The 23,551-nt window shown below is 46.0% G+C and carries 14 protein-coding genes and 1 tRNA gene; 4 read left to right on the top strand and 11 right to left on the bottom strand.

The genetic code is table 11. From position 1 onward, the window contains the following. Nucleotides 1–639: 639 nt before the first annotated feature. From ACLFWI_RS03665 to ACLFWI_RS03645, 5 genes are all read right to left on the bottom strand, one after another. Nucleotides 640–1,458 (bottom strand): DUF928 domain-containing protein, encoded by an 819-nt coding sequence (locus ACLFWI_RS03665; RefSeq protein WP_446411783.1) that lies wholly within the window; start codon nucleotides 1,456–1,458, stop codon nucleotides 640–642. A gap of 311 nt (nucleotides 1,459–1,769) precedes the next feature. Continuing rightward, nucleotides 1,770–2,093 (bottom strand): thioredoxin, encoded by a 324-nt coding sequence (trxA, locus tag ACLFWI_RS03660; RefSeq protein ID WP_446411782.1) that lies wholly within the window; start codon nucleotides 2,091–2,093, stop codon nucleotides 1,770–1,772. Between the two features lie 290 nt (nucleotides 2,094–2,383). Beyond that, nucleotides 2,384–3,547 carry a GuaB3 family IMP dehydrogenase-related protein gene (locus ACLFWI_RS03655; RefSeq protein ID WP_446411781.1) on the bottom strand — a complete coding sequence of 388 codons (1,164 nt, stop codon included), beginning with the start codon at nucleotides 3,545–3,547 and terminating at the stop codon, nucleotides 2,384–2,386. Between the two features lie 188 nt (nucleotides 3,548–3,735). Beyond that, complete coding sequence (locus ACLFWI_RS03650; protein ID WP_446411780.1) at nucleotides 3,736–5,793, bottom strand: flotillin family protein; 2,058 nt, start codon at nucleotides 5,791–5,793, stop codon at nucleotides 3,736–3,738. Between the two features lie 121 nt (nucleotides 5,794–5,914). Next, nucleotides 5,915–6,592, bottom strand: a complete 678-nt coding sequence (locus ACLFWI_RS03645) for a DUF1449 domain-containing protein (protein ID WP_446411779.1) — start codon at nucleotides 6,590–6,592, stop codon at nucleotides 5,915–5,917. A 192-nt stretch (nucleotides 6,593–6,784) separates the two neighbouring features. Between ACLFWI_RS03645 and ACLFWI_RS03640 the strand changes: the two genes are divergently transcribed. Further along, a tRNA-Cys gene (locus tag ACLFWI_RS03640) sits at nucleotides 6,785–6,855 on the top strand. 366 nt (nucleotides 6,856–7,221) lie between these two features. Here the strand turns inward: ACLFWI_RS03640 and ACLFWI_RS03635 are convergent. Next, a complete protein-coding gene (locus ACLFWI_RS03635; protein WP_446411778.1) occupies nucleotides 7,222–8,409 on the bottom strand; it encodes a tetratricopeptide repeat protein in 1,188 nt (395 codons plus the stop codon). Between the two features lie 75 nt (nucleotides 8,410–8,484). Here ACLFWI_RS03635 and ACLFWI_RS03630 point away from each other — a divergent pair, with 75 nt between their 5' ends. After that, on the top strand, nucleotides 8,485–8,733 hold the full coding sequence (locus tag ACLFWI_RS03630) for a hypothetical protein (RefSeq protein ID WP_446408907.1): 249 nt from the start codon (nucleotides 8,485–8,487) through the stop codon (nucleotides 8,731–8,733). Between the two features lie 96 nt (nucleotides 8,734–8,829). Here ACLFWI_RS03630 and ACLFWI_RS03625 read toward each other — a convergent pair whose 3' ends face one another. The 5 genes from ACLFWI_RS03625 to ACLFWI_RS03605 all read right to left on the bottom strand — a co-directional run bounded on the left by ACLFWI_RS03625 (nucleotide 8,830) and on the right by ACLFWI_RS03605 (nucleotide 21,219). Then, the gene (locus tag ACLFWI_RS03625; protein ID WP_446411777.1) at nucleotides 8,830–10,434 is read right to left on the bottom strand and encodes an Hsp70 family protein; all 1,605 of its coding nucleotides are present in this window, start codon (nucleotides 10,432–10,434) and stop codon (nucleotides 8,830–8,832) included. A 55-nt stretch (nucleotides 10,435–10,489) separates the two neighbouring features. After that, nucleotides 10,490–13,213, bottom strand: coding sequence for a PAS domain S-box protein (locus ACLFWI_RS03620; RefSeq protein ID WP_446411776.1), 2,724 nt, complete (start codon nucleotides 13,211–13,213; stop codon nucleotides 10,490–10,492). Nucleotides 13,214–13,224: 11 nt separating this feature from the next. Continuing rightward, nucleotides 13,225–15,177 carry a response regulator gene (locus ACLFWI_RS03615; protein ID WP_446411775.1) on the bottom strand — a complete coding sequence of 651 codons (1,953 nt, stop codon included), beginning with the start codon at nucleotides 15,175–15,177 and terminating at the stop codon, nucleotides 13,225–13,227. A gap of 149 nt (nucleotides 15,178–15,326) precedes the next feature. Then, nucleotides 15,327–18,608 carry a PAS domain S-box protein gene (locus ACLFWI_RS03610; protein ID WP_446411774.1) on the bottom strand — a complete coding sequence of 1,094 codons (3,282 nt, stop codon included), beginning with the start codon at nucleotides 18,606–18,608 and terminating at the stop codon, nucleotides 15,327–15,329. Nucleotides 18,609–19,026: 418 nt separating this feature from the next. Then, on the bottom strand, nucleotides 19,027–21,219 hold the full coding sequence (locus ACLFWI_RS03605; protein WP_446411773.1) for a lytic transglycosylase domain-containing protein: 2,193 nt from the start codon (nucleotides 21,217–21,219) through the stop codon (nucleotides 19,027–19,029). 312 nt (nucleotides 21,220–21,531) lie between these two features. Here ACLFWI_RS03605 and ACLFWI_RS03600 point away from each other — a divergent pair, with 312 nt between their 5' ends. Together ACLFWI_RS03600 and ACLFWI_RS03595 are read left to right on the top strand one after the other, a co-directional pair. Further along, a complete protein-coding gene (locus ACLFWI_RS03600; RefSeq protein ID WP_446411785.1) occupies nucleotides 21,532–23,004 on the top strand; it encodes a leucyl aminopeptidase in 1,473 nt (490 codons plus the stop codon). 309 nt (nucleotides 23,005–23,313) lie between these two features. Then, nucleotides 23,314–23,551: RRXRR domain-containing protein (locus ACLFWI_RS03595; RefSeq protein ID WP_446411772.1), on the top strand; the 238-nt coding region annotated here is incomplete at its 3' end.

Raw genomic sequence — 23,551 nt, 5'->3', positions numbered from 1 at the left:
CATGAAATACGTTGAATTTTAAAGAGGCACCAAAACTATTGCGGTTGAATTATCGTCGAAAGTATCTGAATAATCAATCTGGACGATATCACTCCCCTTTCCAGGTTAAGCTATCTGTTATTGGTTTCAGCTATGGTGAACCTAGGTATAAGTTCAATACATACCTATCAAAGAAATTCACAAGCCAGAATTCCTTTGCCGCAATGACTCAATTATGGTTAGCCACCAACCTATATTCTCCAATGACAACAAAATACTAAAGCCTATACTAAACCCTTGGACAAGAAAGCCGCAGTATTTAGTGATACACCACCTAGTACTTGAGAAAATATCCAATCTACTTCTTTATAGCACACTGTTTTAAGGGTCAAGCGGCTATTGAATTAAAATTAGGGGCGATAAGCTGTTTCTGGTAAAGGAGAACAGCCAAAGTGCAAAAATGAGGGACTGATCGAACGCGGATAGTGTAGCGGGGTCTTACAGGCTCGAATCAAGTCGCTGATATCTCGTGTTTAACGTGGAATTAGGAACATCCACTAGATATAGCGGTTTTTGGCAACGGTGGAAGACAAGCAACCTTAGTTAGAGGACAGGGTGATTGATAATTCTCAATTGAGAACCACTATGCCAATATGGGGATCACTCAGCCAAAGCACTACAGCATTCAGTAATGGGTTTGGATGCGATCGCGTCGAGTTCAATATCCTCTAACAAGTTAATCCAATCCATCGCCAGGGCGTAATTGGCTGTCTGAGTACGGCGAAGATTGCCGATCAGGGTGAGAGAGTCAAACCAAATCCCATGTCGGGCTAAGATAACGGCGCGATCGCGTGGGGTCAACGCCCGATTCAATCCTTGTTGGAGTTCAGCCGTTAAAGGAACACGTTGGATGGAACCTCTAACTCGGACTCGTCGGGGATCAGTGCGAACAATCGCGGCTTGGGGATCTTCACAGTAAACGGTAAAAATCCAGTTGTAGTATTGGTTTTCCTTTAGCGCGGGTATAGTTGGCGGTAAAGAGATACTAATTACACCGGGTAGGGCGTTCGTCACAGGATAGGTGGTTTCGTACAGTTTCTGTCCCTGCTCACTCCAGAGGGCAAATTTCATCGAGTGGAATATATTCGCGCCATCAGGAATATAGAACCAGAAGGTGGGATGTTCCTCTACCGTTAATCCCACATTGGTATCAGGAATCAGGGCGAACAGAGATTCTCCCGATTGACTTCCCCCACAGAGACTACGACTCGCGCCACCTGTGCGATTACCGGAACGGGGGCTTCCCCGACCCGATAGATCCAGATTAAACTCAAGCATATCTTGCAGCGAGGGAGTATTACTCGCTGAGTTGGTTGGTTGAGAGTAAGTCGGAATCGGACCGACCAGACAACCAACCATGACTGATGCGATCGCCACAACCCGTTTAATGGGTGGAGGCGATATAGGTATCCTACTCATGACTTAGTAAAGTCTATAGATTTAGACATTTACTAGTACAAGTGGCAGTGTCTTAATCCGGATTTACCATAGAAAAACAGGTAATTATAGTGGTTTGGGGACTAGACATGAACTCAAGTTGCCAACTTGCTGATTTTTATAATGATTTCGAGATTGGCAATTTACCGCTTTTCACCGCTTTTCTGGCTTTTGGGTTATTTTTGCCAACCTGATCGAGAGCTTACAGGCTTTTTGTAGCTGTAGCGACTCATCGCGCCTGCAAGCCTAACAAGCCTTAACCCAACTCGGCTTAAGGCTTAATCGATAATCGATTAGAGATACTTTTCTAGAGTGTTTGCTAGCGTCGTTTTCGGAACTGCGCCCACAACCATATCGACTCGCTGCCCTCCTTTAAAAATCATTAAGGTCGGAATGCTGCGAATCCCATACTGACTGGCTACATTAGGATTTTCGTCAGTGTTGAGCTTCACAACCTTGATCTGACCTTCGTACTGTTGTGCGATTTCATCTACCACAGGTGCGACCATCCGACAAGGACCACACCAAGGTGCCCAAAAATCTACTAAAACGGGAACGTCACTATCTAGGACGTCTTCCTTAAAACTGGCGTCTGTAACTGCTACGGCTGTTGACATGCCTGGAAATCCTTGCGTGTACTATTTTCTATGTGTCTTGGGATATTTTACCACAGAGAAAACTGAGCGTTCCCCTGCAAAAAAAGTATATATTTAGACATAAATCGTCACATTTAATCGATTAAGATGTTAAACTATCGCGACATTGGAGCTTAACAAGGAAAAAGGAACCGCCCGAACGTAGTCCGGGCGGAGTGTGGTGTGAGGAGTGAACGGAAACATGCGTCTCCGCTTTCTCTATGTTAACTTACATCAGTGGGGTTTGGGGCAGTTTGTCAACCCCAAAAATTTTATTTACCCATCCCCAACTGCTGCGCTTTCTGGTAAACTTTCCCTTCTGTCAGCAAGGATGGCGCAATCACCACCTCCACTTGCTGCATTTCTTTCAAGTTCTTAGCGCCCAAGGTTCCCATACTGGTTTTCAGCGCACCTAAAAGATTGTGAGTACCGTCATCTAGTTGTGCAGGTCCAATCAGAATTTCTTGTAACGTTCCCGTACTCCCCACCTGGATGCGCGTTCCTCGGGGCAGAACTGGGCTAGGGGTTGCCATTCCCCAGTGAAAGCCGCGTCCGGGGGCTTCTTTGGCACGAGCCAGAGGAGAACCAATCATCACCGCATCTGCGCCACAAGCGATACATTTACAGATATCTCCCCCGGTAATTAACCCACCATCAGCAATAACTGGCACATAGTTACCCGTCTCTTGATGATAATCATCACGGGCAGCCGCACAATCAGCCACCGCCGTCGCCTGGGGGACTCCCACACCCAGAACGCCTCGCGAGGTACAAGCGGCACCAGGACCAATTCCCACTAAAACAGCCGCGGCACCTGCTTTCATTAAGTTCAGGGCAACTTCGTAGGTGACACAATTGCCCAAAACCACGGGCATTGGCATATCCTGACAGAACTGGGCTAAATCTAGGGGGGTGACTGACTCGGGTGACAGGTGAGCCGTGGACACCACAGTGGCTTGTATGAAGAATAAATCAGCACCCGTTGAGGCGACAATTTCACCGTATTTCATCGCACCGGCTGGCGTCGCACTCACCGCCGCAATTCCACCTTGGTCTTTAATTTCCTGAATTCGCTGGCTGATTAATTCCGGTTTAATCGGTTCGGCATACAACTCCTGCATCAGATTAACGAATTCTGACTTACCCACAGAGGTAATTCGCTCTAATATCGGAGCAGGGTCAGCATAACGGGTTTGAATGCCTTCCAGGTTAAGCACCCCTAGCGCTCCCATCTCAGATAGGATAACTGCCATTCGCACATCGATCACGCCGTCCATCGCACTGGCAATGATCGGAATTTCTCGTTCGATGCTCCCCAAACGCCAACGGGTGTCTGCCAAATTAGGGTCTAGCGTCCGTTGTCCGGGGACTAGTGCGATTTCATCGATGCCGTAGGCTCTGCGACCTGTCTTACCTCGCCCAATTTGAATATCCACGCTTCTCTACTCGTTCCCAAGACTATTTAAGCTAGGGTATCAAATTTTGTTCTTTGTCATTCGTCATTTGTCATTTGTTAGGGAACAGGGAAGGTAGAGTTTTGAATTAACCTCCTCATCTCTCCCATCTCCCCCAGCTCCCTCTGCTCCCTCTGCTCCCTCTGCTCCCCCTGCACCTTTGCCTCAATTCAATTATGACGGGTTCTGGGGTCTTCGCGATCGCGATCGCTCTTTGACCCAGATGTGCGATGCGGTGGTGCAGAACCCTGATCACTCTTAACCTGAGATGGTTCGACAAGTTTCGCGGCTGCGGAAGACGGTTGTCGTTGTCCGGGAGATTTGGATGGGGGAGGTGGTGGCGGGGTTTGCCGCTTGACTAAGGCTGGAGTCTCGGATTCGGCTGAAGACTCTGGCGGCGTCTGGTTACCATTTTCTCCAGTTTGGCTGGGATTATTTCGCACCAACTGACTCACTTGACCAATTAACGTTCCTAGCTTCCCTTCATCCAGAAGCGTGTTGATTAAGGATAAGCCACTGGTCGAGAGTAAGAGTTTGTTAATATCACCCATGCCATTCCCATGACCATTACCATTACTGCCATTCATACCGGGGAACGCAAAAATTCGGGTATCGCCTAAAATTCCCGGTTGTGGCGCTAAGGCTTTAGCAATTTCTGGGAGTTTATCTACCAAATCGGGCCAAATTGTGGTCAGCACTTGGGCGCTTAACTTGGAGTCACTCAACGTATTCTCGGCTTCAATGATTGCTCGTTTTCCTTCAGCTTCAGCCAGGGCTTTATCCCGATTCGCTTGGGCTAAGGTGCGAATGGATTCGGCTTCTAATTCTGCCGCTTGACGGGCAATTTCCGCTTGACGACGACGACGGAATACATCGATTTCTACGACGTTTTGGTCGGCAATCCGTCGTTTTTCTGCTTCTTGTTCGGCTGAAATTAGGGATAAGCGTTTTTCCCGTTCTGCTTTTTCAATCTCTGTCGCCGTAACCACACCGGATTCCGCTTGAGCGCGTTCGGCTTCAGCGGCAAAGCGTTCCCGTTCTTTATTGGCGATCGCAATAGCCGCTTCCTGTTTCGCCACTTTCGACAAACGTTCGGCTTCAGCCACCCGAACTTGGGCTTCTAAACGGGAGGAATCAACGGTTTGTTCACGGGTAATTTCGGCGATTTCGGCTTCCTGTTTTTGGGTGGTTTGGGCGACTTTTAGCTGTTTATTCCGTTCCTCTAGGGCAATATCGGCTTGAATTTGGTTTTCTTGAACTGAGAGTTTGCGGCGAATTTCTTCTTCTTCAACGGACTTATCTTGTAAAATCTTTGTCCGTTGTATGGTGGCGGCTTCTCGGTCTTTGGCTTCTTGAATTTCTCGTTGTCGCTGGGATTTTAGGGATTCAACCTCCAGTTGTTGTCCCAGAGAGGCGTCTTCTTTTTCTCTGGCGATTCGCAGGGATTGCTTTTCGGCATCAAGTTCCTGCTGTTCAATTCTCACCTGGGTACTCAGTTCAACTTCCCGTTTTTGTTGGATGGAGCGTTGAATGGTTTCGGTTCGTAGGCGTACCCCTTGGGCATCGAAGAAGTTATTGGTATCGTATGTATCGCTTTCTTCTATCTCAGAAATGGCGATATTATTTAGGGTTAAACCTACTTTTTTTAGGTCAGGCTGGATCAGATTTAAGACTTCATCCGCAAAGCCTAATTTATCGGAATCAATTTCCGCTAAACTCTTCTTCTTCGCCGAGGCTCGAATCGCATCATCTGCTCGTTTTTCTAGGGCTTCTTTAATATCTTCAGTCGAAACCCGTCCTTGTTTCGAGAGTCGGGCAGCAGCGGTTAACACGTCATCTTTATCGGCATTAATACAGACATAAAATGTTGCCCGCATATTTGCCCGCAGATAGTCTTGAGTGCGAACGGCTAGATTTCCGGTGCGTTCCACATCAATAGAAATTTCCCGTAAGGGAACACGAGTCAGTTCATGGAAACCGGGCCACACCGCACAACCGCCATACAAAATGACTTTTTTCTGTTTGACAAAAAAGCCACCCGTTCTGACAAATGCTTCGTTATTGGGGGTGATTTTGTAAACCAGTTTGTACGCCCATAAGGTGGCGATGAGGGCTAAAACTATTGCCCCAATCACACCGGGGAACAGGAGGATACCACTGGGTAACTGTGCCAGAGTAGATGATACTGGAACAGGCTGGGAGGTTGAGGTCGTCGATGATTGTGACATGGTAGTTTGCGCTCTAAATTTATATGTTGTATTGAAGCCTGAAATTTATACACATTTAGAGGTTGTGTAAGAAGAATCACAGTTTGCCCAAACGGAATCGGGACGGTTGTGTATGCAGCCGTTACTGTGAATCCTTTTGGGATGAATTAGACAACCACTGTTGTTGATCAGAACTATCTTTAGTAATCACCCGATAGCTTTCCGGTTGTCGGTCAATGACTAAGACGTGATTGCCCCGATTGGGAATAACTTTCGCCCATTTCGGTAGGGTGGCATTAATCGTCACCAGATTACCACTGGGATCAATCACATCCACTTGACCGATTTTGCCTTGACTTTCCAGGGGAATTGAACTAGAACTGACGCTACCCTGACAACCAATTAAGCGATCGCCACTGGCATCTTCACCAAATGTGGCAAAAATTTTGCCCAAGGGTCGAGAAATTAAGCCACCACTGAATAAACTCAGTAGCAGGGATGCGCCAGCGACGACACCGCCCCATAAACCAGTGGGAATCGTACCGGTGAGATTTCCGATCGCCACATTAATCATCCAGCCGAAAACTCCTACCAGACAACAGTCGGTGGCAAGTAGCAAAATTAGGGGAACTTTACCTACACCGAGAAAACTGAACATTGATCCCATGGCAAAATCGCCATCGGCATCCACATCAGCATCCCCATCGGCATCGATATCAAAATCATCATCCCCGCCACCGGAGACAATAACAACGAGAAATAGGAGGACTCCCATCCCCAGGAAAATCCAGTAGGGCAGGTTAAGCAGGTTGAATAGCATGGATAGAGGTGTAGCGGGACGCTCTATTAACGGATATTCTCAGACTAGCGAGGAATGGACAAAATGGCTTAACCCCGCTAAGATACTTAACGTTTTGCTCGCCGAAAAGAATTCCTGGCGAAAGAGACACATAAGGATGAGATAGGCTATAATCCTTTATTGTAGAGACGCGCCATGGCGCGTCTCTTATGCGGCGGCATAGCCAAGCGGTAAGGCAGGGGCCTGCAAAGCCTTTATCCCCAGTTCGAATCTGGGTGCCGCCTTTTAGACAAGTGAGATTTCTGTTTTGTTTGTGCCTTTTTGTTTGTGCCTCAACCCGGGCGGGTTGAGTTCAATTATCGGTTTGGGGCAGGTATCAACGGACTGTAGGGGCGACCCGCTTGCACCAATGAACAATTCCAGTCCATTTAATTTGATCGGGTCGCCCTCTTCTGATCGGGTTGCCTTCTTCTGAACGCCTTCACACACCCTTTGTGATCGAGAGAGAAAACCCAAGCGTGAGAGATCGCTAGGGCAACTATGAAGGGACAAAGAGTGACATCTCCTAGTATATCAATTGTCTCAACGGTTGCGATCGCACTTGCCTCCAAACCCTATCGTAGGGGCATGGCAATGCCGTGCCAATGGGTTTATCGTAACCCCATCCCTTGCAACTCTTGACGTAACCGTTGGGCTTCCTGGGGATTGGTGGCTTGATGAAGTGCGATCGCGCTCTCAAATGCTGCTAAACTTTCGGATACTCGTCCCAGCTTAAGTAACACAACCCCTAAGTTTTGGTAAGCGTCGGCATAGTCAGGATTCAGTTGAATCGCTTTTTGATAAGCGGTTATCGCAGCTTCCCACTCTCCCAAGGCTTTTAAGGTCATCCCCAGGTGATTGTATCCCACGGCAAAACTCGGATCAATTTTCACCGTGGTTTGATACGCCCGTTTCGCTGTGGTTAAATCGCCCACGCGGAATAACAGATTACCTAAATTATTATAGGCTCCCAGTTTAAGTTGGGGGAGAATCGGTTGCTTAATCGCGTCTTGATAGTGATCTGCCGCTAGTTGGAATTGATTCTGTTTCCTGTAAGCATTGCCTAAATGATAATGTAATTCAAATAATACCGCAGCGTCTACCTGTGAATCTGTGAATCCACGTTTAAGCAGGGTAATCCCCTCCTCCACTTGACCCGTATTCACATAAAGCGCCCCTAATTTACTACACAAGTATGGATCATTCGGATGATCGGCAAGAAATCCTTCCATGGCATTCTTGGCGCGAGTGTATTTATCCAACGCCGCGATCGCACCGGGTTGATAGCCATAGTGTAAAATACCCACCGTAGACAGGGAAATCACCTGCCAATCCGGTTCTCGCTGCAACAAGTGACTAACACTATCATCCACCAGAGAATGGTAGGGGCGAGAAAAATAGATATCGGGATGATGGCGAAATAAACGAGATACCAGGGAATAGGGTGATTGAGTTGCACCCACTTCTTGACGGATCAGATTAATCACCAAGTTGCGATCGTTTTTTATCGCCTGTTGGATTTCTGGTATGATTTCCGGCGTTAACACCTCATCCGCATCCAGCACCAACACCCACTTCCCGCGCACATATTGCAGCGCCTGGTTGCGGGCGGCGGAAAAGTCATTGCACCATTGAAAATGATAGACTTTTGCCCCATAATCCGTAGCGATATCAACCGTGCGATCGCTTGATCCGGTATCTAGGATAACCATTTCATCGACAACTGGCTGCACAGTCTCCAAGACTTGAGGTAAACTGGCTTCCTCGTTTTTCACAATCATGCATAGACTGAGATCCATCCTTAATTCCCTCTTTGGTGACAGTCGGACATGGAACAATAAGATCAGTTGATTTGCTATTCATACTAGAAAACAATGCCAAAACCGACACAAGCCCACATGTCTCGCACAATCTCTAAGAGTCAACCTAGTGGTGCGAAGGATATGACTAAGCGCCAGATGGAATATTATATGGGAGCGAAGCTGATTGAGGTTGGGATTAATCCGAAATCGGCGATTTATCGTTGGTCAGTGGAAGATAAAGGAAGTCGTGAAGTCTGGACGTATAGCGCCTACTGGAGTGATTCTAAAGAGGAATTATTACAGAAGGAACAGGAATCCTAGTGCAAGGATTCGTAGAGACGTTCCGGTGGAACGTCTCCAGATAGTGGGTTTGCCCTTCTGTTTTGATGGCGCTAAAGCGCAACTACAAACAAACATTCAACTTAGTTGGGCGACTATCTGGTTTTGTAAGACGGTTTGTTCGGTGAGTAAATCGTCTACGGTTAATCGTAATGCGCGATCGCGATCGACTGAAAACTTGAGTTTGATCCGATCGCGTCCCGGATTTCCTGGTGGTGTAAGCTGGGCAATGGTTCTAGCACCGTCGCGATCATTTAAGGGTTGCACTGAGGTTTTCCCGCCACCGAGTTGGCGTGTGACTAAGCGATCGCCTTCAAAGTATACTTCTGTCGCCCCTGTTTCTGCGCCTAATTCACCGACAATTAATTCAATGCTGGGTTGATTCTCTATTGACGCCCCTAATACTAATTCCACCGGATTATTCATCGGATAGGGTTGTCCGGCTTTAATAATGGGATGCCAATTGTGACAGTTATTCCGTCGATCCCAATAGCGAATCCCATAACTGTGGTAGAGGAAATCTTGGACTTCAATCCCTTGGGCTAATTGTAATGCGCCTTGGGCGATTGCTTCAAAGGGTTTTCGGGAACGAATCGTTTCGGCGTTGAAGTATTGCTTCACCCACTCTTGGACAGCGGGGATTTTTACGGTTCCGCCCACTAATAATACAGCATCAATATCTGCGACTTCGATACCACTGCGCCGTGCTTGTTGCAGGAGTTGGGTCATTCTCTGATTCAGGTTATCAAAGAATTGGTGCTCCCTTAAAATGCTTTCAAAGGTTTGCCGATCCAGATTCAGTTCATAACTCTCTAGGGTTTCATCATTAAAGTAAACTTCCGTGGCGGTGGATTCTGTAGATAGCTTAATTTTCAAGCGTTCCGCCAATCGCGTGGTTAGCGGCGATCGCGAAATTCCCTGGGTTTGGACAAAATAATCCACTAGCCAGTTATCAATATCTGAACCGCCTAAATTCTGACCTGCTTTGGCGAGTACCCGCGCTATTTTGGGCTTTTGTCCCGAACGTTCACCCAAGACTTTCTCCCCCCATTTGAGGATAAAACCTAGGGGCTTTGTTCCGGTTTGTACCTCTTGATTTAACTGTACCAAGGATAAATCCAAAGTCCCCCCGCCAAAATCCACCACGAGGAGGGTTTCACCTTCTGCCACACCATACCCCAAAGCGGCGGCGGTTGGTTCATCCAGTATCCGCAGTTGTTCTACGGGTAAGGATTGGCAAACCTCTGTTAGCCAGTGGCGATAAGCTTCAAAGCTATCGACGGGTACGGTAAGAATTAAGGATTCAATCCTGTCTGTGGGAGAAGGGGAGAGTTTGGCGATAATTTGGCTGAGGAACCATTGTCCAATTTGTTCAAAACTGATGGTTTGTTCATCCAATTCCGGCAAAAATCCCTGAATCTGGGAACCTATCCCCCGTTTGAAGCTGGAGAAAAAGCGGGGATCGGTGGTAAGATCTAAGCCGCGATCGCGGACTGTTTGACCGACGATCACCTGACCTGGCTGGGCATCCTCAACATAGACCAAACTGGGAATCAGGGGTGGATTTTGGGCAAGTTGTAACGATAAACCGGGTAGGTTGACGGTTTCCGCTTCGCCCGTGGCGGCGTTCCATCGCGTGATAACTGTATTGCTTGTGCCAAAATCAATTGCGTAGTTCGTCATTTGTCTTTAGACAGGGAACAGGGAATTGGGAATAGGGAACAGGAATTTATCATTTTCATTTTACAATAGGAATCTCCACAATAAACTCTGTTCCTTGATCTGGACTCGATATACACTGAAGTTGACCTTGATGTTTCTCGACAATAATTTCATGGCTAATTGATAAGCCTAATCCGGTGCCGCGTCCTACTGGTTTTGTGGTAAAGAATGGATCAAAGATTTGGGTCATAATATCGGCATTAATTCCGGCACCATTATCTGCAATCCGAATAACGAGAAAGTCTGATGATTGTTGTTTATGACCATTATCATCTGCAATCTGACTCTTTTGAACCATTTCGGTGTGAATTTTAATCACACGGGGAGCCGGTTGATTTTCCAATGCATCAATCCCATTACTCAGCAAGTTCATAAATACCTGATTTAACTGACTGGCGTAGCAGGTAATTGCTGGGAGTTTACCGTATTCCTTAATCACTTCAATTTGGGGGCGATTGCCTGATGCCTTGAGGCGATGCTGTAAAATAATCAAGGTATTATCTATACTTTCATGAATATCAATTGCTTTTCGCTCTGATTCATGATGCCGGGAAAAAATGCGTAAGGATTGAACAATTTGGTGAATGCGTTCTGCACCAATCTCCATCGACTTGATCACATTTTGCCAGTCCTCACTGACGAACTCCCAGTCAATTTCATCAATAATCTGTTGAATGGCTTCTGGGGGATGGGGATAAGTTTTGCTATAAGCATTAATTAAGCGACTGAGATCGATAAAATAATTTTTAGCATACATGAGATTCCCGCCAATAAAGTTGACAGGATTATTGATTTCGTGAGCCACACCTGCCACCATTTGCCCTAAGCTGGACATTTTCTCATTATGAATCAGTTGAGTTTGAGCGCGTTTGAGTTCAGCTAATGCTGTCTCCAGTTGTATCGATTTTTCCTGTTCTCGCTGAATCGATTGATGCAAGGCTTCCTCGGCTTGTTTACGTTGGCATATATCTTTGAGTGAACCCACCATCCGCTGGGGTTTCCCTTCCTCATCCCACAAGGCTTGTCCGCGACATAACACCCATTTATAGTCACCAGTTTGGCATTGTAAGCGATATTCAATTTCATAATAAGGGATTTTTCGCTCCAAGTATTTTTGGGTTATTTCTACAATTTGCTCAACATCATCGGGATGGATACGACTAATCCATTCATCGAAACGATGTACAATTTTACAGGTGTCATCGTGGCAATTTTGATTACCAACAATTTCCTGAAACCGCTCAGAGGTAAAAATTTCACCACTCGGCAAATTCCAATCCCAAATTCCATCATTATTGCCTTTTAAAACTAACTGCCAGCGTTCTTCACTTTGGCGTAAATCTTCTTCAATTCGTTTGCGTTCTGTAATATCTTTACCGACTGTGATTACACAGCGTTCCCCTTTCAAATCAATAAACTCAGCCGATAATAATAAGGTGATCATCTCACCGGATTTAGTCTGCCATTCCGTTTCCCAGTTACCCAGTGATCCTTGTTGATGTAAAAGCTGTTCAAACTGAACCATGTTTTCAGAATTGACTACCAAGTTTAGATCAAAAATAGTCTGACCAATGACAGCTTTTCTCTCATATCCCAATAGCTTAAGAAAGCTTTGATTCACATCGATATAGTGTCCGTCTGGACAAGTGCTAATCGCAATCGGATCAGGGCTACAACTAAAAGCTTTGGCAAATTTTTCTTCTGAGATTTTGCGGGCAGCTTCGGCACGTTGGCGTTCTTGGGCTTCTAGGAGTAATGAGGTGAGATCAGCGATAGAACGGGCAAAGTTTTGCTCTTCTGGCGTCCAATGTCGGCAAGTTTCTATCTGTTCAACACATAACACGCCCACGGTTTCCCCCCCCAATCGTAAAGGAGTGTCTAGAATTGATCTTATGTTTAATTCCTGTAAGTAAGACTCCAGCAATTCACCGCTTCTGGGATCGCTGATCACATCATCTACTGCAACGAGGGGAGCCTCAATTAAAGCGTTAAAGTAAAGAGGATGGTTAGCTAGGGCTAGGCTTAACCCGGTGCTATGTTGGCAGTGACTTTGCTGGAATAGATCCAGACATTCAATATGAGTTTTTTGTTGATTATAGAGCCAAATCCCGACTCGTTCGACCTCAAGGGTACGGGCTGTGACTTCGGTAATTTCCTGAAACGCTAATTCTAAATTTCCCTGATATAAAATTTTATTTTTAGCCAGTTCAATGAGTAAACTATTCTGATGGCTAAGCTGTCTTGTCTGTTGGCGCAGTTGATATTCGGCTTGCTGGCGATCGCGAATTTCTTGTTGGAGTAAACTATTTTGTTCTTTTAACTGGTTCTGTAATCGTTGCAGAAGCAGTTGATGTTCGATCCGAACTAAAATTTCTTCCGGTTGGAACGGTTTAGTAATATAGTCAGTCCCGCCAATTTTTAGGGCTTTGACTTTCTCTGCTGCTTCCGTCAATGCGCTTAAAAAAATAATCGGAATATCTTTGGTTTTCGAGTTTGACTTCAGACATTGACAAACACTATACCCATCCATATCCGCCATGACAATATCCAATAAAATCAAATCAGGAGGCGACGAAATTGCCGCATGGATAGCTAGTTTCCCACAAATAGCCCGTTGAATTTTATAATTTTCCTTTTGCAATACATCAGATAAAAAACGTAAATTATTGGGGTTATCGTCAACCACTAATATCGTTGTTTCATGCTTATTCAATACCATTGACAATTGTTGACTTAGCATCACTCTAGTCCTTATGAATGATTGATGACCGCCTGAGTTACGCGCACAATAACATCCAGTCTAAAATCATGGAGTAAATCCGTTAATGCCTTGGCTAAATCCGCCTTTTCTGTGGGCAGTTCTTGAATCAATTGAGTAATCATTGCTTCATCTAACTGATTAGCCGCCTGTGCTAATTCAGTTACCCAGGCTGAAGGTAGACTGGCTAACTCTGAACAGAAAAACGAATCTGGTTTCTCTTGTATGCTATAACTCGATCCAGGTAGAGGCAAATCCTCCGATAACTCTTCATAACGATAGCGCACTCCTAAATGGTGGGCAATTGTGTCAAAAACTTGCTCCTCTGTAAACGGTTTACGGATAAAATTATCAGATCCGGCGGCTAAAATCTCCTCCCGCTTTTCCTCAAAGGCGCTGGCGGTTAAGGCGATAATAATGGTTTTGAGGAAATCTGAAGCTGGCTGGGATTGAGATAACCGTTGTTGTTCTTTAAGTCTAAGCTGTCGCGTTGCTGCTAATCCATCCATCATTGGCATACGTGTATCCATAAAAATCAAGTGGGGTTGCCAACTTTCCCATAACGCCACGCATTCCATCCCATTTACAGCCTCCCGCACTTCAAAGCCAATCGGTTCGAGTAATTTAATCAGCAACAGGCGATTTTCTGGGGTATCATCAGCCACTAGGATACGATAGATTGGTTGATTGGGTTCTAAGCATAAGACGCGCTGACGGGGTTGGGGGGTGACGGGATAGACATCTGCCGGACTAATTTTAATATTAAATTTAAAAATTGTCCCCTTGCCGACAACACTACTGACGCTAATGGTTCCCCCCATCAGTTGCACAAAATTACGGGTAATAGTTAACCCTAAACCTGTCCCTTCCGCCATTTTTTGTCCGGTTTCGGTTTGAACAAAGGCATCAAATAAGTGGTCAATTTCAGCCGCAGAAATACCCGCTCCCGTATCTTCTACTTCAAACCGGAGTCGGGGGGGAAATGCTGACAATGATGATGAGTCGGTGTCTGAATGGTTTTGATCGGTTAACGTCTCAGTTGCCAAATTTACTCGTAAGGTAATTGTACCATGTTCGGTAAATTTAATCGCGTTACCTAAAAGGTTAATCAAACAAACCCGTAATTTTTTAGCATCGGTTTTTATGGTTTGCGGGACATTTGGGGCAACGAGAAAGACGAGATTTAAATTTTTCTGCTCGACTTTAATCTGGAACATTTCTTCCAAATTATCTAAGAGGCGATACAGGTCAAAGCTGCTTTCATAGAGACAAACAATACCAGCTTCAATTTTTGACAAATCTAAAATATCATTAATTAAATCCAGCAAATGTTCACCACTGCGATTAATAATACCCAGATATTCTCGTTGTTCCGGCGTAATTTTAAGATCACGACTCATAACTTGGGTAAACCCTAAAATAGCATTCAAGGGCGTGCGGAGTTCGTGACTCATATTGGCTAAAAATTCACTTTTAGCTTTAGACGCGGCGGCGGCGGCTTTTTCGGCTTTGCGTCGCTCTTGAATTTCCTGCTCTAATTTTTGATGGCGATCGCGTACTTCTTTGGACAGCCGCCGAATCGTCAGTTGATGCTCCACCCGCGCCAAGACTTCTTCAACTTGAAAGGGTTTGGTGATGTAATCAACACCACCCACGCGAAAGGCTTTGACTTTATCCAAAACATCATCAATGGCACTAATGAAAATGACGGGGATATCACGAGTCTCTGAATCAGCTTTGATGTGTTCACAGACTTGATACCCATCCATTTCTGGCATACGGATATCCAGTAAAATCAGATCTGGTTGGGCTGATTTAGCGGCTCTAATCGCCATTTTCCCCTTAACCACACCTCGCACTTGATAGCCTTGTTCCGACAAGGTTGCGGATAAAACTTGTAAGTTTTCTGGAGTGTCGTCAACAATTAATAGGTTGCCTTTATTCATTTGTCTTATGTCTTATGTCTTATGTCTTATGTCATTCATCATTTGAATCAGGGCGGGTTTTGTTGCTCAGTTATCGGCTCTTAATTAGGGTTACTCCCTAAACCCGCCCCTACACATTCACGCGCCATGCCCTCGAAGGTTGTGAAGGGTCAAAACTCCTTCATCTGTTCTTCAATTAAATCGATAATTTGATCACAACGGAAGTTATTCACCATATCTGTGATAGCTTGGGCGATCGCGGCGTGGGTTGGGGGAATTTGCTCGATAAGCTGGAAAATCCGTTCGTTATCAATCGAATCTGCCGCTTGGTATAATTCATGAATCCACTCCTGGGACATAATTGTCAGGGCTTGAGTTAATGCTGGGCTCTCACGCTCTAACGCTGTTGATGCAGTTGGCTGTTCGTAGACATAATGCACCCCTAAATAGTGGGCTATTTTATTAAAGATTACGTCTTCTCGGAAAGGTTTGCGAACAAAATCGTCACAACCGGCACAGAGAACCAGCGATCGCTCTTCTTCAAACGCACTGGCGGTAAGGGCTAAAACTACGGTAGATTGACCTTTGAGATGCCCTTTGATGTGTTTGGTGGCTTCATATCCATCCATCACGGGCATTCGCATATCCATCCAAATCAGGTGAGGTTCCCAACTAGCCCAGATCGCGATCGCATCTTGCCCATTCACCGCTTCTCGCACGGAAAATCCGACGCAGGTTAGCAGTTTAACCAATAATAAGCGACTTTCGACGCGATCATCTACAACTAGGATACGGTAATTAGGTTGTCCGGGTACCAAGCCAACTACGCGGGGAGTCGCTGACTGGGTTTCTGGCTCAATTCCCTCCACCCGGTTAACGTCAATATCAAAGGTAAAAATACTGCCTTGGTTCAAGCGGCTACTGACGTGAATCTCTCCGCCCATGAGTCGCACAAATTGTTGACTAATAGGCAACCCTAATCCTGTGCCTTCTAGCGATTTTCGCCCTGTTTCAGTTTGCACAAAGGCTTCAAATAATGATTCAATTTCCTCGCTCGCAATACCCGCTCCTGTATCTTCAATTTCAAATCGCAGCTTTTGCTGAATGGGGAACTGACTAAATGTTGAATGGTGCGCTTCCTGGCTCCCAGATGCGCCATGGCACGTCTCTACATTCTCTGCACCTATGCCCCTCCACTCCTCAGCTATTCCTTTAACGCGCAATGTAACACCGCCTTGGTTGGTAAATTTAATTGCGTTGCTCAGTAAGTTAATTAAGACTTGGCGCAACTTCCCTTCATCGGTTTCCACATAGCGGGGCAGCGTTTGCTCATAGTCAAACAATAACTGCAATCCTTTTTTTTGAGCCGAAATTTTCAACAGTTCTTTTACCGTTTTGAGTAACTCATAGAGGCTAAAACTATAACAATTTAATTTGACCTGACCCGCTTCAATTTTAGATAATTGCAGTACATTATTGATCAGACTGAGTAAATGTTCACCAGAGCGGCAAATAATGCCAATATGATCATGCTGTTCTTTGGTTAAAGAAGAATCGCGCCCTAACAACTGAGCAAACCCAATAATTGCATTCAAGGGAGTGCGTAATTCATGACTCATATTGGACAGGAATTTACTTTTGGCGCGATTTGCCTGTTCAGCCGTGTCTTTAGCCAGTTGTAGAGCAAATTCCGCCTGCTTGCGATCGCTAATATCTTGGCTGACTGCGATCAGACAGGTTTGCTCATCTAGGGTAATCTTTTCGGCTGAGAGTAAGGCGGTGCGAATGTCCCCCGATTTGGTACGAAACTCAAATTCGTAGTTGCGAATAATCCCTTTGTTTGATATTGCTTTTAACATCTGGTTTCGGTCTTTCTGATTCACCCAGAGATTCAAATCAAGGGCAGTGCGACCAATAATTTCTGGGGCAGAATAGCCGGTAAACTGGCAAAAGCTATCATTCACATCAATATGACAGCCATCACTTAATCGCGTGATTGTCATAGCGCTGGGACTAGAACGGAAGGCACGGGCAAACTTTTCTTCCGATTGATACAATGCAACTTGGGTGCGTTTGCGATCGGTAATATTGCGGGCAACCCAGATAACGGAATTGTTCGGTAATGGGGCAATACTGGCGGTAAACCAAACCCTTTGATCGCCATTGTTTAAACTGTAATCAAAATGAATCGGTTCTTGGGTTTCGATAACCTGGTGAATTTGCTGGAACCAACTTTGAGTATTGTCACCGTCGAGAAATTGCTGAATAGTTTGGTTAATCAGGGGTATTGATTTTTCAATATCGCGAGTGGGTCGAGTTGGTGCAACTTGAATATCATTAGTTTGAGGATCAATAATTAGAATAATATCAGGCATTGCCTCAAATACTGCTCGCATTTTGCCCTCAGAGGTTCGCAATTTTTGCTCCAGTAATTTGCGTTCCTCAATTTCTTGGTGGAGGTGCTGATTTTTGGCTTCTAATTCTTGGGTGCGATCGCGGACGGCTTGTTCTAGGGTTTGGTTATACTCGGTTAAAATTTTCTCGGTACGTTTGCGGGCGGTAATATCTTTGAATACACTAATGCCATAGAGTAGAGTTCCCTGTTCATCATAGATGGGCATTGTTTGCATTTCTAGGGGAATTTGCTGATCAGAGTGACGCACTTCTAAGTCGTCAACGGTTACGGTTTCACCCTGGAGCGAACGCGCGATCGGTAAGCGGTCTAAAGGGTATAATTGATTGGTGTCTGCTCGATAAAGTTGATAGGTGTAACAAAGTTGATCGGTGTGGAGATTTGGATCTAAATCCTGTGCCAAAATCTGCTTGGCTTGTTGATTCATAAAGTAAAGCTTACCGCTAGCCTCCACCACCAACACGCCAACAGGTACTGCTTCCAAAAATTGCGCCAGCCGATGTTCACTTTCGCGCACTGCTTCCTCGGCTTGATCATGCAACTGATCAAAGACAAGATCACCGTGTTCTGTGGATGTCTCTAGTAAGATTTTTAAATCTGTATTTTCTTGCTTGAGGCGTAAATTTTCGGCGTTGAGTTTATGAAGATGTAACTGAATCTGGATTCGGGCTAAAAGTTCGGCTTGGGTAAAGGGGACCATTAAATAGTCATTAGCACCTGCTGCTAATATTGAGTTTAATTCCGTGATATGGTTGTGAGTAATTGAGACAATAATCGGTACATCATTTATCTGTGTCACTTTTTGCAGCTTTTTGATCTGTTCACTGATGTTAATCTCTGGATGATTAACAGCTATCATGATTAAGTCAGGTATAGAATCAGTATCGGTATCAATAATAGATAGAGCTTGTTCAAGGTTTTTAGCGTAAATTAGGCTATATTCAGAACTAGACAAATACTTGTTAATAGTCTGATAATTATCCGAACAATCAGCAATAATTAATAGCTTTATCGATTTTTTCTTCGGCAAAATATTCATGGTATTTATTAATGTTTATGCTCACCACTCGCTGTCTTACTACCTTGGGTTAAAATTCAAGGAACCATAGAGGCAGTAGGGGCGCAAAGCTTTGCACCAGATGCAATGGTAAGATCTATTCCACCATTTTATTTTAGCTGTCTAAATCTGGATCAATTAAGCTGTTATGCATGGAAATTGGGTATTAGTAGCAAGATGCTTTTGGGTAGCGAGCAAGATGCTTTTGGGTAGCGAGCAAGATGCTTTTGGGTAGCGAGCAAGATGCAAAGCCTGCGGCATGGCTTCGCTAAACGCACTACAAGAATTTCGCCATTATTGACATTAAGGACAAATAAACGGTAATTAAAACCCGCCCCTACATTAATAATTCCAGACATGCCATGACATCAAGACGTGCCATGGCATCTCTCTACATACACTAGGGAGATATTCCTGGCTGACTCTTAGAATACTTCCGTAACAACTGATTAACCTCTGGATTATACAGCCGCAAATAATTCCAATAATTCTCAAAAACTGCCTCCACATATCCCTTCGTTTCCGCAAAGGGAATCTGTTCAATGAACGCATCAGGGTCAGTTGTATCATACTTCCTGATCCACTTTGCCACATTCCCTGGACCAGCATTGTAACTTGCCACGGCGAATAGAGAATGGTTATTGTATTCTTGGTGAGTGTGATCTAAATACCAGGTTCCCAATTTTACATTATCATTGGGATCAGTTAAATCATATTCCTTGAGCTGAATTTTATCGGCAATCCATTGACCCGTTCCCGGCATAACTTGCATTAAACCCCTGGCTCCCGCTATAGAACCAATTTCCGGTTCAAACCGCGATTCTTGGCGAATTAAACCTGTAACTAATAAGGGATTCAGTTGACGCTGACCCGACCAATTAGTAACATACTCAAAAAATGGTAAAGGAAACAGTGTATGCCAGTAAGCCGATTCCGCACGCAAGGCTTGCCATTGCCGACGTTCTTCCGGGGTTTCGCGCTGACTCAAAAACCAAACTTGATTAATCCCATTAATGTTATCACCCACGCCTAAACGCATGACGCCATCGGTGAACTGTTCAGCAACCGTGGGTTCCTGGCGATTCTGAAACTCGGCTTGCCAAAGCGTCCAACTGTCCTGATTTTGTCCCAATAGATGCAATTCTTTTAAGGTATCTGATCCAGCCGGGAGTCGCGATCGCGTTTTCGGTAGCACCACCGTTGGATTCACATCCCGCACCGTGGTAAAGTCACCCACATCCCAGCCTAAAAATCGGGCAGACCGCCACGCATAATAGGATTCTGGATACTTGGCTAAAATATGCTCAAACGCTGCTGTAGCTTCCTCTTGGCGTCCCAGTTGCATTGCCCATCTGCCCACCCAAAACGCCGCTTCCGGGGCGATGGCACTATCGGGACTATCGGTGGTAATCGGTTGCGCCCATTGCCATGCTTCGGCTAAATTTCCAGCTTGTGCTTTCTGGTTTGCCATCTGCCAACGATAGTCTGCGGCGGCATTAGAATTAGGATATTGGGTTAACACCGATTGACGCGCTTGGGCGGCGGATTGAGAACTCCCCAATGCTTCTAGGATGTTTGCCTTGGTGAGTAAGGCTTCTGGGGCTTCATCGGGGAACTTAGCCACCACTTGATCCAGGTAAGGGATTGCCTCTGTGGAGGGGAGGAGACTCGCCAGACGCCGCAATCCTAACCCCGTTTCCTTAGCATCGGGAAACTCGCGGATCAGCTGTTGATAAGCGGCTTTCGCTTCTTGGCGTTTGCCTTTCAGGTGATACCCGCGCCCCACTCGATAGGCATTTTCGGGTGTGGGCGGGGCTTTGGTGTAGGCTTTGGCAGCTTTAGCATATTCGCGGGTTTTCCAATAGCCAAAAGCAATGGTTTGCCAGTCTTCGGGCTGCAACCCAGACGCATACTCATTCACCAAGCGATCGCGGATTCCGCCACTACCAGGAGCATCCTGTGCTGATTTTGCCAATAGTAAGAGTAAATCTAGTTGTTTAGGATTCTCTTGCAGCTTTTGGCGGACAATATCCAGGGTACGGGGATGAGTCGGAAATTGTGCGATCGCTTGTTGCCAATACTCTGGATTCGATTCCCCTAAACTATAGAGGGCGTGCGCTGCTACGGGTTCATTCGGATAAGTCTCTAGAATCCCTTGCCAAGCTTGTGCGGCGTTAGCCGTATCCCCCATCGCTGTGTAGGCTTGAGCGCGTTTCAGGGCAATATGAGAAGCTAACTGGGGATACTTCGCGTCCAATCCCTCTAGCCATTGAAGTGCCGCCTCTGGCTGCTGTTGTCCAATTAAATCCGACGCCAACAAATAGCGGGCACGGTATTGATCCAAAGATTGACGCCCCGAAGCAATGTCCATCAGTTGTTCCGCCCTGGCTTCGGGGGATAAGGATACTAAGGGCAATACCAGGGATTGAGCATCCTTTTGGGTCAAACTCAGTTCACTTGGCGGGGACTCACCGAGCCAGTTTTGCAGAACACCAGTCTGTCGGAGAACGAACCAAGACGAACCACATAAGGCAATAAATAGCAATCCCGCCCCGACTGCTACAGGAACTCTGTATTTCTGTACCTTTAGCATGAAACCTATTTCGCCCAATACTGATAAAATACTGTCTACCATTGTGACGAACGATCAGGAAAATGGGGGAGTTATCAGTTATCAGTGAGCAGTTATCAGTTATCAGCAGCAGGGGGAGATGGGGGAGATGGGGAAGGAAGATGAGGGAGATGAGGGAGATGAGGAAGATGGGGGAGATGGGGGAGATGGGGGTGATGGGGGAAATGACGAATGACAAATGACGAATGACGAATGACAAATGACAAATGACAAATGACAAATGACAAATGCAATACTAAAGATGAGGTAAAAGATAAGAGACACAACCAAGGAATGGAAATTCGAGCCACGGATACACCACGGGTAGATTGGACTGGTGATGCCCTAGCACTGGGATTCTTTGAAGATGCTGTAGAGTTAACGGGTGATTTAGCCCAGCTTGATCAGAAACTCTCCGGTACGCTGAAGGAACTGATTGAGGAAACCGAGTTTAAAGGAAGCGTTGGCAGTAGTGCTGTAACTCGTGTGGGTGCCGGTAGCTCAGTTCGTAAGGTTATTTTAGTCGGGTTGGGGAAATCGGAAGACCTAACGGTAGATGGGTTACGTCGGACAGGGGCGGCGATCGCGCGGATGGCAAAGCAGCAAAAGAGTAAAACTCTGGGTGTTAGTCTACCTGCGGCGAGTAATGATGCCGCACTCAGCGCCCAGGCGATCGCAGAAGGGATTACTCTAGCATTGCATCTGGATAATCGCTTTAAGTCAGAACCGGAAGATAAAGGGGCGAAACTCGAACAGGTTGAATTACTCGGACTTGGGGATGTCCAAGCCGCGATTAACCAAGCCAATGCGATTTGTGAAGGGGTAATCTTAGCACGAGAGTTAGTCGCCGCCCCGCCGAATTCTGTCACTCCCCTAACCTTGGCACAGACGGCTGAGAATATTGCCTCCGCTTATGGCATGACGCTAGAAATATTAGAGCGAGACGAATGTGAAAAGTTAGGCATGGGCGCGTTTTTGGGTGTGGCGCAAGCCTCAGAAATGCCACCCAAGTTTATTCATCTCACCTATAAACCCGAAGGAACACCGCGTCGGAAACTGGCGATTGTGGGTAAGGGATTAACCTTTGATTCCGGTGGCTTGAACCTGAAAGTCTCAGGTAGCGGCATTGAAACCATGAAAATGGATATGGGAGGGGCGGGTGCTACTCTCGGTGCAGCCAAGGCGATTGGTCAATTAAAGCCAGATGTCGAGGTTCACTTTATTAGTGCGGCGACGGAGAATATGATTAGTGGTCATGCGTTGCATCCCGGTGATATCCTTACGGCATCCAATGGCAAAACCATTGAAGTGAATAATACCGACGCCGAAGGACGACTGACGCTGGCTGATGCCTTGGTGTTTGCCGAAAAGCTGGAGTTAGACGCGATCGTGGATTTAGCCACCCTCACCGGGGCTTGTATCGTGGCTCTCGGTAATGATATTGGTGGACTGTGGACAACCGATGACACCCTCGCGACTCAATTCAAAACGGCATCAGAAAAAGCTGGCGAAAAATTCTGGCAGATGCCGATGGAGGAGAAATACTTTGAGGGAATGAAATCACCCATTGCTGATATGAAAAACACCGGACCTCGTGCCGGGGGTTCAATCACGGCGGCTCTATTCTTAAAGCAGTTTGTGAAAGAAACATCCTGGGCGCATTTAGACATCGCCGGTCCGGTTTGGGCAGATAAAGAAGACGGGTGCAATAATGCTGGGGCTACAGGTTTTCCCGTTCGCACGCTGGTTCACTGGGTTTTGGCATAAGTGAGATTCAAGTAAACGAAGCGTCTCAATTTGACATAGGGGCGCAAAGCTTGCGCCCTACAAAGTTTGCCCCCTAACTAAAGGGTATTCATGAACCCCGCCCTACTTCGTGAGGACGGGGATTGGCAGAGATAACCTGTCAGGAAGTCATGAATAAGGGCATGAGTTGGTAGGGGACAACCACTTCCGAACGCTTCTCTAGTTCGGCTTAAATGTAGGTCTAGGAATCTCTAGACACCCTCTAGTTCCAGGACACACCCTTACCAATGCCTTAAGAGACGTAAACATTTACACGAGTGGATTATATCTATGAATCGTGTTCCAGTAGTTAGCAAAGAAGGTAAGCCACTGATGCCTACTAAGCCCTCTAGGGCTAGACGGTGGGTCAAAGAAGGCAAGGCGGTGGGAAGATGGTCGGACTTGGGCGTTTACTATGTTCAACTCACCGAACTACCATCGGCTGAGGAAGTACAACCAATCGCGGTAGGAGTGGATCCGGGTAAGTCTTATTCCGGTATTGGCGTCCAGTCGGCTAAATGTACCCTGC

Source organism: Coleofasciculus sp., assembly GCF_046539235.1.
In the GTDB taxonomy this organism is placed as follows: domain Bacteria; phylum Cyanobacteriota; class Cyanobacteriia; order Cyanobacteriales; family Coleofasciculaceae; genus Coleofasciculus.
Note: the sequence above shows the minus strand (reverse complement) of the source record. Positions and strands in the feature narration are given on the sequence as shown.

Bases quoted from the DNA above. Each gene is read 5' to 3' on its own strand.
- ACLFWI_RS03665 (WP_446411783.1), bottom strand. From the start codon at position 1,458: ATGAGTAGGATACCTATATCGCCTCCACCCATTAAACGGGTTGTGGCG.
- trxA (WP_446411782.1), bottom strand. From the start codon at position 2,093: ATGTCAACAGCCGTAGCAGTTACAGACGCCAGTTTTAAGGAAGACGTC.
- ACLFWI_RS03650 (WP_446411780.1), bottom strand. From the start codon at position 5,793: ATGTCACAATCATCGACGACCTCAACCTCCCAGCCTGTTCCAGTATCA.
- ACLFWI_RS03645 (WP_446411779.1), bottom strand. From the start codon at position 6,592: ATGCTATTCAACCTGCTTAACCTGCCCTACTGGATTTTCCTGGGGATG.
- ACLFWI_RS03635 (WP_446411778.1), bottom strand. From the start codon at position 8,409: ATGGATCTCAGTCTATGCATGATTGTGAAAAACGAGGAAGCCAGTTTA.
- ACLFWI_RS03630 (WP_446408907.1), top strand. From the start codon at position 8,485: ATGCCAAAACCGACACAAGCCCACATGTCTCGCACAATCTCTAAGAGT.
- ACLFWI_RS03625 (WP_446411777.1), bottom strand. From the start codon at position 10,434: ATGACGAACTACGCAATTGATTTTGGCACAAGCAATACAGTTATCACG.
- ACLFWI_RS03620 (WP_446411776.1), bottom strand. From the start codon at position 13,213: ATGCTAAGTCAACAATTGTCAATGGTATTGAATAAGCATGAAACAACG.
- ACLFWI_RS03615 (WP_446411775.1), bottom strand. From the start codon at position 15,177: ATGAATAAAGGCAACCTATTAATTGTTGACGACACTCCAGAAAACTTA.
- ACLFWI_RS03610 (WP_446411774.1), bottom strand. From the start codon at position 18,608: ATGAATATTTTGCCGAAGAAAAAATCGATAAAGCTATTAATTATTGCT.
- ACLFWI_RS03605 (WP_446411773.1), bottom strand. From the start codon at position 21,219: ATGCTAAAGGTACAGAAATACAGAGTTCCTGTAGCAGTCGGGGCGGGA.
- ACLFWI_RS03600 (WP_446411785.1), top strand. From the start codon at position 21,532: ATGGAAATTCGAGCCACGGATACACCACGGGTAGATTGGACTGGTGAT.